This is a genomic window from Polaromonas sp. (genome assembly GCF_039930745.1).
GTDB lineage: Bacteria > Pseudomonadota > Gammaproteobacteria > Burkholderiales > Burkholderiaceae_C > Polaromonas.
The window spans coordinates 1-8,128 of the sequence record NZ_JBDTTH010000130.1 but is presented as its reverse complement, the minus strand read 5'-3'; the positions used below and the strand labels follow the sequence as shown (position 1 = coordinate 8,128).

Here is an 8,128-nt window from a genome sequence, read left to right as displayed (position 1 = left end):
GCGCCGCTGATGGCGATCTTGAACTTGCGAGGCAAAAAGGCGAACTCGGGGTGCAGCGTGCTCCACTGGCGCAGGATTTCACCGAAGGGCCGCGGGTCGGCAATTTCGTCAACGGCAATGCCGGCACGCTCGTCACTGGTGATGTTGCGTATGCAGTTGCCGCTGGTCTGAATGCCGTGCATGCTGACGCGGGCCAGCAGGTCCATCACGTCGGCAGACTTGTCCAGCGGGATCCAGTTGTACTGGATGTTCTGGCGTGTTGTGAAATGGGCGTAGCCAGCGGTCAGTTTCGAGCTGACGGACAGGCCGCTTTTCAGGTTGACAGGGCCGAGCTGGTCCTGTTTGGCCTGCGCTTCATTAAACAGGGCCGCATTGGGCTGGTCGTATTCGCGGGCAATTTTTGCCAGCACGCGCACCTGCGCGCTGGAGAGTTCACCGTAAGGCACAGCCACGCGCAGCATGGGCGCGTAACGCTGCACATACCAGCCGTTTTGCAAACGCAGGGGACGAAACTCGTCTTCAGGCAGCTGGCCAGCCTGCCAGCGTGTTAGCTGGTCGCGGTACTGGTCGGCGCGCGCCCGGACGAACTGGCGGTCAAATTCGGTGTATTGGTACATGGCTGTCAGAGAAAAAAAAGGGATTCAGATGGCGATGAGCTTGACGCCGGCATACGCCAGCAGCACGGAAAGAAGGGAGCGTATCCAGCGGTCGGGCGTGCTGTTGACCAGCCGCGAGCCGAGCCAGATGCCGGGCAGCGAGCCGGCCAGCAGCTTGGCCAGCAGCATCCAGTCCACGGAGCCGATGGAGGCGTGGCCCAGACCGGCGACCAGTGTCAGCGGCACAGCGTGGGCAATGTCGGCGGCCACAATGCGCGGCAGCGGCAGGGCGGGGTAAAGCAGCATCAGCACAATGACGCCGATGGCACCGGCGCCGACCGAGGTCAGCGTCACCAGGCTGCCGATGACCGCGCCAAACAGCACCGGCAGCGCCCAGTGACGCGCCTGCGTCGCGGCTTCCAGGGCGGCGGGAGCGATGTGGCGCGGGGCTGACTTGCCATAAACAGCCTTGTAGAGCATCGCTGTTGCGGTGAGCAGCAGCGCCACCCCCAGCGTGGTGGTCATCACGGCATGTGCGGCGGGGCTGGCGGGGCCAACCAGATGCAGCACGTAAAGCGTGATCAGCGAGGCCGGAATGCTGCCTGCGGCGGTCTGCCCCACAATTTTCCAGTCCACCAGCCGGGCGCGGGCCAGGCTGACCGTGCCGCCCAGTTTGGTGAAAGCGGCAAACAGCAGGTCGGTACCGATGGCCAAATGCGGCTTGATCCCGAAAAAGAAGATCAGCAGCGGGGTCATGAGCGAGCCCCCGCCCACGCCGGTCAGGCCCACTACCAGGCCGACGGCAAAGCCAGCAAAGACAAAAGCAAAATCATGCATAGCCGCACACTTTAGGTGTGCTGCTTATGAAAACAAACTACAGATTCGTTGTTCGCTTATGCGAATAAGCTTATTCACCAGTGTTTATGGGCGTTTCCCGAGCTTGATCATCAAATTTCGTGTCATCCGGACAACGCCTGTCGCAACAATTGGACACAAGCCCCGTATCATCCACGGCAATAACAAACCATAGGCAGGCACGGCAGTGAAGCGCATCTACGTCAAGTTCTACGGCTTCAGCGATACCGAGCGTCATGCACTGGATTCGGTGTTTCGCCTCTCCGAATCGCGTGACATCGTTTATTCCGCCTGGACGGCACAAACGGCGGAGGCCAGGCATGCCCCGGACATCCTCCTCATCGACGGCGACAGTTGGGAAGCCGTCCTGGAACTGGCAAATCCCCTGCATGACGCAGTCAAGCTGATTTGGATCGGCGAGGACCCGCCTGTCCAGGCCTGGCGGACGTTTCCCGCGCCGGTCAAATGGTCGGCCGTGCTGGAGGCGATGGACGAGGAGTTCGCGCCGCCAGCCCCTTCCTCTCCTTCCCCTCTTTCCGATCTTTCCCCTTTGCCTTCCGCTGCAGCACCGGCCTCGTCGGCGCTGGACCTCGATCTTGCGCATGAGCACGACCTCGACGTGATGCTGGATGCCGGGGCCGACGACACCGAGCCGCTACCGCTGGAACCCGGCGCCCTGCCGGCAGGCGGGCGCCGTGTGCTGGTGGTGGACACGGGGCGCGATGACCGCCTGTACCTGCGCGCCAAGCTCGCCGCCGCCGGCCTGCACGAGGTGGATGAAGCGGCCACTGGCACCGAAGCCCTGGTGCTGTTGAATACCCATGCCTACCAGCTCGTCACCCTGGACCTCGGGCTGACCGATATAGACCCCTGGCAACTGATCAAGGCGGTGGACAACACCCGACCTGCCATTGCGCACCTGTTTGTGACCGGCGCGGCGCCAAACTGGCAGCAGGGCTTGCGGGCGCGCTTCTCGGGTGCACAGGTGTACCTGAAAAAACCCCTGCATCCCGGGCAACTCAAGAAGTTGCTGCAAAAACTATAGCTGCTTGCGTCCGTGTTTATTGGGCTGGAGCACTAAAGCGCTTGAATTTTCCGCAGTATCAGGCAAGAAAGCGCTGCGGCGCCAGTGCCTGCGCCATGCGGTTTTCCAGCGGCAAAGGCTCGCCATGCAGCCCGGCCGCCAGCAGTTCGCCGCCCAGCACGGCAAAAGTCAATCCACGCGAGCCCATGGCCGTGCTGAACCAGAGTCCCGGCAGCACGCCGGCATGCACCGGCCCCACCAGCGGCAGCCGGTCCGGCGACGCGCAGCGCACGCCAGCCCAGGCTTGTACTGACCCCTCCTGAAAGGCGGGCGCCAGGCGGGCGGCCGTGGCCGGCAGCAGGCTCTGCAGGCGTTCAAGATTGGCCCGCTGGTCTTGCGGGTCGATTTCGCTGTCGTCCCGGTCCCGCTGAAAGCCGGCACCGGCCAGCCACATGGTTTGGCCGCCGGAAGGTACCGCGGGGATGAAGCTGCCATTGCCATTGACCGGGAAGGCGGGAAACACGCTTTCGTCGGCCACCTGCCGCAAGCCCCAGGACATCTGCCCGCGAATCGCCTGCAGCGGCAGGCCGGCGTCTACCAGCAGCCGGCTGGCATAGCCTGCGGCCAGCACCACCAGGCCGGCCTGCGCCAGGGGCTGGGCCTTCGCATCGAGCACGGTCCAAAGGCCGGTAGCGGCGCTGCGCTCCAGCCGCGCCACCTGCACCCCGCCGCGCCATTCAATGCCGGGTTGGGCGAGCAAGGCGCCGACGAGCCGCGCTGGCTTGATCCAGCCAGCGCGGTGGTGCCAGCAGGCCGCTGTGGCCGCATCCAGCCCGGCTTGGGTCTTCTGCGCCGGTAGCGCAACTTCGCTCCAGTCGCGGCCCGCTTCGGGCCAGTCTGCAGGCAGGCCGATGCTGCCGTCCAGGCGGCGCTCCAGCACGCCCCTGGCCTGCCAGTCCTGGCCTTCCCGCAGCAGGGCTTCGGCCTGCTGCAGCGTGGCGCGCACGCCGTAGCGCGACAGGCGCGAGAGCAGGCTGTCGTCGGGCGAGACATGCGGCACCAGCACACCGGCCGGCAAACCCGAGGCGCCGCCGGCCGGCGTGCCATGCGCATCCAGCACCAGCACCTGCCAGCCGCGCCGGGCCAGGCTGGCCGCCGCAGCTGCACCGGCCAGTCCCGCGCCTATAACCACACAGGTGGTGGGCTGCACGGGGGTGGCGTGCCTGGCTCTGCGCAGCTCCCAGCGCGGGTTGAACTCGCCCTGCAAGTTGTCGCGTTTGGGCGGCAGGCCCGGTTTTTTTTTGACGGCAAAGCCGACTTGTGCCAGCCCGTCGAGCACGCTGCGCGCCACCGTCCAGCTCGCAATGCGGGTGCCGCGGCGGCAGCAGCGCGCCACGGCCTTGAGCGTGTGGATGTCCCACATGCCGGGGTTTTTGGCCGGGCTGAAGCCGTCCAGGTACACCGCGTCGGCTTCAAAGGCCTGCTCGCGCAGTACGGCCCGGGTGTCGCCTATGTACAGGGTGAGCAGCACCAGCCCGCTTTCGAACACCAGCCGGTGCAGCCCCGGCAGCAAACCCCAGCACTGGGCCTGCAGCTGTTCGGCCAAAGGCAGCAGTTCGGGGTGGGCGGCCGCGGCACGCAGCACATCGACAGCGCCGGCGGGGTAGGCCTCGGTACTTACAAAATGCAGCAGGCGCGGGCGGCTGGGGTCAGCCTTCCAGGCCTGCCAGGTGACCAGGAAGTTCAGCCCCAGGCCAAAGCCGGTTTCGAGAATGCGCCACTGCGGCTGGCCGGCCCACAGCGCGGGCAGGCCGCAACCATGAAGGAACACCTCGCGCGACTGCGCCAGGCCGCCCAACTCGCTGCGGTAGCGGTCACCAAAACGCGGGCTGTAAGGCGTGCCGTCAGGCAACCATTCGATCAGTTCTCTCATGGCCGACAAGCGTGCGTGCCCCGGATCCAGACCAGCCGGGGCCGCGGAACCGGCTCAGCCGGGCCGCAGGCGCAGCGCCCCCTCGGGGGGCAGCGCAGTACACGAATTGACAAGCGTGGGGGCCTTATTCCGTCGGGGGAACGTAGCCCTGGACTTTGTCTGCGCCCGTGCCGAAGAAATGGTTTTCCATTTGACGAGCCAGGTACTGGCGGGCGCGGGCGTCGGCCAGGTTCAGGCGGTTTTCATTGACCAGCATGGTCTGCTGCTTCATCCATTCGGCCCAAGCTTCCTTGCTGACTTCTTCCCACAGGCGTTTGCCCAGCGGGCCAGGGTAGGGTGGAAAGTCCAGGCCTTCGGCTTCGCGACCCAGTTTGATGCATTTGACGGTGCGTGCCATATGATTGCTTTCGTGAGATGTCGTTATAGATGTTTTGGGTATTAAGAACTGAAAACTAATTCGTTCCTGTTTTGGTCTGCGGCTCCCGGAATCCAGACCAGAAAGCAGACCATGATCCCATGCAGCCATTTTATGAATGTTTCAACCCGTCTGGCATTAGCCGTTGCATTGGCAGGGTTGGCAAGCTGTGCCACTCCCGTCGGCGCCCGGTTGTTCGGGCAGGCTCCCCCGCTGAAACTGTTCACCATCGGCAGGCTCCTGGGCAGCTCTTTCGACCAGAGATATACACCCGGCAACAAGCGCAGCCGTCACGTCACTCGCCGTAAAGCTGGTGCCACCCTGAATTTATCGACAAATCGGCCTCCAGCCCTTGCAGGATGGGCGCCGACAGCTATCAAAACAATAGTGAGTCCTCGGCACGCCCCCATCTGCTTGTTTTTCGACCAAAAGGCCCCAGTTTCAGAGGCATGAACACAACCCAAACCCCGTCTTCCAGTGCCAGCCTGACCGTGACCCACGTGCTGGCTAGTTTGCTCGAGAGGCTGGAGCACAGCGTTGTACCCGTGGGCGCGGAGCAATACCGCTCGGTGGTGAACCGTCTGGCCAGCGCATTGAAAGAGGCAGAGCCCGGGCTCGAATTGGGTGCTTTGCTCGACACGCACCCGGCCGCGGCCGAAATGTACGAAAATACGCACTACCAGCACGCAGGCCTTTGCCGTTCGCCGCTGGATCCGGCGCTGGCTGCCGAACGGCAAGCCAGGCAAGCCATAGAGCGCGCAATGCGCCAACCCAACCAAGGAAACACCCATGGCCAGAGCTGATGCCAAAACCACCGTCCTCGCCGACGGACTGCGTTACAAGTCCAAGGTGTCGGGCTCCCCGTTCGTGGCGTCCGCCTCTTTCGGCGCCGCCACGATGTCGTGCTTCATGTGCGGCAAACACCGTCCCCGCTCGCAAATGGGCACACGCAAGGTGTTGGGCAAGTCCCATGCCGTGTGTGCGCCTTCGTGCAAGGCACTGGACGAAGCCGGCAGCTGATTCCATTTCTAAATCATCCGTGCACTTTGTCGGCTTCGCTAGCCGTACGTCTGTACTACCGTCGCTTCGCCTTCGCGTTCACGAATGATGTAGAAAAGGAATGAGACACAAACACTGCAAGGGAGGCCGATGACGGATCCGATGCACATCGTGTGCCCGCACTGCCACACGACCAACCGCGTGAAAAGTGGCGACCTGGCCAAGGCACCTGACTGCGGCAGTTGCCACCAGGCGCTGTTTACCGGGCACCCGGCCAGCTTCGACGAAGCCGCGTTTGACCGCCACATTGCGCGCAGCCAGATTCCGGTACTTGTTGATTTCTGGGCACCCTGGTGCGGCCCCTGCCTGCAGATGGCGCCGGCCTATGAGCAGGCGACGGCGCAGCTCGAGCCCGCGGTGCGCGTGGCCAAGGTCAATACCGAAGAAGCCCGCAACCTGGGCGCGCGTTTCAACATTCGCAGCATTCCCACCCTGGCGCTGTTTGTGGGCGGCCGCGAGGTCGCGCGCCAGCCCGGCGCCATGGGCGCGGCCGACATCGTGCGCTGGACGCGGGCGCACACCGGTTAAAGCCCTGAAGCCCGTGCAGGCATGGTGCGAGCCGTGCATACTGGGCAGTCAAAGAGTCCATCAAAGTCCAAAAGGGGATTTTCATGAATGACCACGCCAGGCCCGATCCGGTACTGCAACCGGACGAGGCGATTGACCACATCTTCGGCCCCGCATCGGCCCCGGTAACGCTGGTGGAGTACGCTGACTTCCAGTGCCCGTCCTGCGTTCAGGCGCATGGCGCGCTGAAAATCATGCTCGCCCACTTCGGCAGCGATTTGCGTTTTGTCTACCGCCATTACCCGCAGCGGGCGGCCCATCCCGATGCTGAACTGGCGGCCGAAGCGGCCGAAGCCGCAGGTGCCCAAGGCAGGTTCTGGCCTTTCCATGACCTGCTGTTCGAACACCAGCAGCACCTGAAAGAAAAGCACCTGCTGGACCACGCCCGCCTGCTGGGCCTGGACATGGCGCGCTACCAATACGAAATGAAAGACCACGTCTACCTGCAGCGCGTGCAGGAGCACCTGCAAAGCGGGCAGCACCTCGGCCTGCGCGGCACGCCAACGTTTTACGTCAACGGCGTGTACACCGACGTGTCATTCGGTTTGCATCACCTGCACGAGGCCATCGAGCAGGCGTTATTGCGAGCCTGACCCGGCGGCGGCTGGCGCAGGCTGCAAAAACACCGCGGCGCACATGGCCGAGGCCAGAGCGCACAACACGGCGGCCAGCACCACCCAGCGGAAGGCATGGATCAGCGTGGCAGGAGGCGCTCCCTCCATCGGGCCGCCCAGGGACGCGCTAAACACCACACCCAGCACGGCCACGGCCAGCAAGGCTGCGATGCGCGCCACGGCATTGTTCACACCCGAAGCCACGCCGGCGTGGGCAGTAGGCACCGCGTTCATCACGGTGGTGGTCAGCGGCGCGACGGCAATCGTCATGCCCAGGCCCAGCACCACCATGGCGGGGAAAAATCCCGCCCAGTAAGACCAGCCCACACCCGGCAGCGCCATCAGGGCCAGGCCGGCAGCGGCCAGTGCCGGGCCACCTATCAGCATGCGCCGCGCGCCGAAGCGCTCCATGGCCTGGCCGGCCGTTGAAGACAGCAGGCCCAGGATGATGGAAAAGGGCAGCAGCGTGGCACCCGCCGCAGTGGCTGAGTAGCCAAAGGCACCTATCAATACAAATGGCAGGAAGAACAGCACGCCGCCCAGCGCAAAGTAAAGCAGCAGCGTCAGCAGGTTGGTGCCGACAAAATCACGCGACTTGAACAGCGAAGGCGGCATCATGGGCGCCCGCACGCGCAGCTGCGCCACGCCAAAGCCCACCAGCGCGGCACTACCCAGTGCCAGTGGCAGCAGCACACGCGCATGGCTCCAGCCGCGCTCGGGTGCCAAGGTCAGCCCGTAGGTGAGGGCGCCCAGGCCGCTGGCCACCAACAGCACGCCCAGCCAGTCGAAGTGCCGGGGCGCGTCGGGGTCGCGGCTGTCAGGCACGGCGCGCAGGGCCAGCCAGACCGTGGCCGCGGCCAGTGGCACATTCAGGAAAAAAATTGCACGCCAGGACACGGTGTCCACCAGCCAGCCGCCCAGCACCGGCCCCGCCGCACCGGTAATGGCCGCCCAGGCGGCCCAGGTGCCTATGGCCTTGCCGCGTGCTTCGCCTTCAAACACATTGCCAATGATGGCCAGGCTGGCCGGCACCAGCAGTGCCGCGCCCACGCCCTGCAGCGCACG

At 64.7% G+C, this 8,128-nt stretch carries 10 protein-coding genes; 5 read left to right on the top strand and 5 right to left on the bottom strand.

Annotated features, from left to right (window positions below):
- Positions 1 to 617: nitrite/sulfite reductase (locus ABI660_RS22020; RefSeq protein WP_348072163.1), on the bottom strand; the 617-nt coding region annotated here is incomplete at its 3' end.
- Positions 618 to 641: 24 nt separating this feature from the next.
- On the bottom strand, positions 642 to 1,433 hold the full coding sequence (locus ABI660_RS22015; RefSeq protein ID WP_348072161.1) for a sulfite exporter TauE/SafE family protein: 792 nt from the start codon (positions 1,431 to 1,433) through the stop codon (positions 642 to 644).
- Positions 1,434 to 1,638: 205 nt separating this feature from the next.
- Between ABI660_RS22015 and ABI660_RS22010 the strand changes: the two genes are divergently transcribed.
- Positions 1,639 to 2,496, top strand: coding sequence for a response regulator (locus ABI660_RS22010; RefSeq protein ID WP_348072159.1), 858 nt, complete (start codon positions 1,639 to 1,641; stop codon positions 2,494 to 2,496).
- A 58-nt stretch (positions 2,497 to 2,554) separates the two neighbouring features.
- Here ABI660_RS22010 and mnmC read toward each other — a convergent pair whose 3' ends face one another.
- Both mnmC and ABI660_RS22000 read right to left on the bottom strand, forming a co-directional pair.
- Positions 2,555 to 4,408, bottom strand: a complete 1,854-nt coding sequence (gene mnmC, locus ABI660_RS22005; protein ID WP_348072157.1) for an FAD-dependent 5-carboxymethylaminomethyl-2-thiouridine(34) oxidoreductase MnmC — start codon at positions 4,406 to 4,408, stop codon at positions 2,555 to 2,557.
- A 124-nt stretch (positions 4,409 to 4,532) separates the two neighbouring features.
- Positions 4,533 to 4,805 carry an oxidative damage protection protein gene (locus ABI660_RS22000; RefSeq protein WP_293593270.1) on the bottom strand — a complete coding sequence of 91 codons (273 nt, stop codon included), beginning with the start codon at positions 4,803 to 4,805 and terminating at the stop codon, positions 4,533 to 4,535.
- A 467-nt stretch (positions 4,806 to 5,272) separates the two neighbouring features.
- On the opposite strand from ABI660_RS22000, the gene ABI660_RS21995 reads away from it, so the two are divergent.
- The 4 genes from ABI660_RS21995 to ABI660_RS21980 all read left to right on the top strand — a co-directional run bounded on the left by ABI660_RS21995 (position 5,273) and on the right by ABI660_RS21980 (position 7,042).
- The gene (locus ABI660_RS21995; RefSeq protein WP_348072155.1) at positions 5,273 to 5,626 is read left to right on the top strand and encodes a hypothetical protein; all 354 of its coding nucleotides are present in this window, start codon (positions 5,273 to 5,275) and stop codon (positions 5,624 to 5,626) included.
- Entirely contained in the window at positions 5,613 to 5,843 is a 231-nt protein-coding gene (locus ABI660_RS21990) for a hypothetical protein (RefSeq protein ID WP_077594459.1), read from the top strand. Before ABI660_RS21995 ends, ABI660_RS21990 begins: the two co-directional genes overlap by 14 nt.
- A gap of 129 nt (positions 5,844 to 5,972) precedes the next feature.
- Positions 5,973 to 6,410 carry a thioredoxin TrxC gene (gene trxC / locus ABI660_RS21985; RefSeq protein ID WP_348072153.1) on the top strand — a complete coding sequence of 146 codons (438 nt, stop codon included), beginning with the start codon at positions 5,973 to 5,975 and terminating at the stop codon, positions 6,408 to 6,410.
- Positions 6,411 to 6,493: 83 nt separating this feature from the next.
- Positions 6,494 to 7,042, top strand: a complete 549-nt coding sequence (locus tag ABI660_RS21980) for a DsbA family protein (RefSeq protein WP_348072151.1) — start codon at positions 6,494 to 6,496, stop codon at positions 7,040 to 7,042.
- Here ABI660_RS21980 and ABI660_RS21975 read toward each other — a convergent pair.
- A partial coding sequence (locus ABI660_RS21975; RefSeq protein WP_348072149.1) for an MFS transporter occupies positions 7,028 to 8,128 on the bottom strand: 1,101 nt, incomplete at its 5' end. The two genes, ABI660_RS21980 and ABI660_RS21975, sit on opposite strands and share 15 nt — an antisense overlap.

Excerpts from the sequence above, each read along its gene's own strand:
- mnmC (WP_348072157.1), bottom strand. The coding sequence starts at position 4,408 with ATGAGAGAACTGATCGAATGGTTGCCTGACGGCACGCCTTACAGCCCG.
- ABI660_RS21980 (WP_348072151.1), top strand. The coding sequence starts at position 6,494 with ATGAATGACCACGCCAGGCCCGATCCGGTACTGCAACCGGACGAGGCG.
- ABI660_RS21990 (WP_077594459.1), top strand. The coding sequence starts at position 5,613 with ATGGCCAGAGCTGATGCCAAAACCACCGTCCTCGCCGACGGACTGCGT.
- trxC (WP_348072153.1), top strand. The coding sequence starts at position 5,973 with ATGACGGATCCGATGCACATCGTGTGCCCGCACTGCCACACGACCAAC.
- ABI660_RS22000 (WP_293593270.1), bottom strand. The coding sequence starts at position 4,805 with ATGGCACGCACCGTCAAATGCATCAAACTGGGTCGCGAAGCCGAAGGC.
- ABI660_RS22015 (WP_348072161.1), bottom strand. The coding sequence starts at position 1,433 with ATGCATGATTTTGCTTTTGTCTTTGCTGGCTTTGCCGTCGGCCTGGTA.
- ABI660_RS21995 (WP_348072155.1), top strand. The coding sequence starts at position 5,273 with ATGAACACAACCCAAACCCCGTCTTCCAGTGCCAGCCTGACCGTGACC.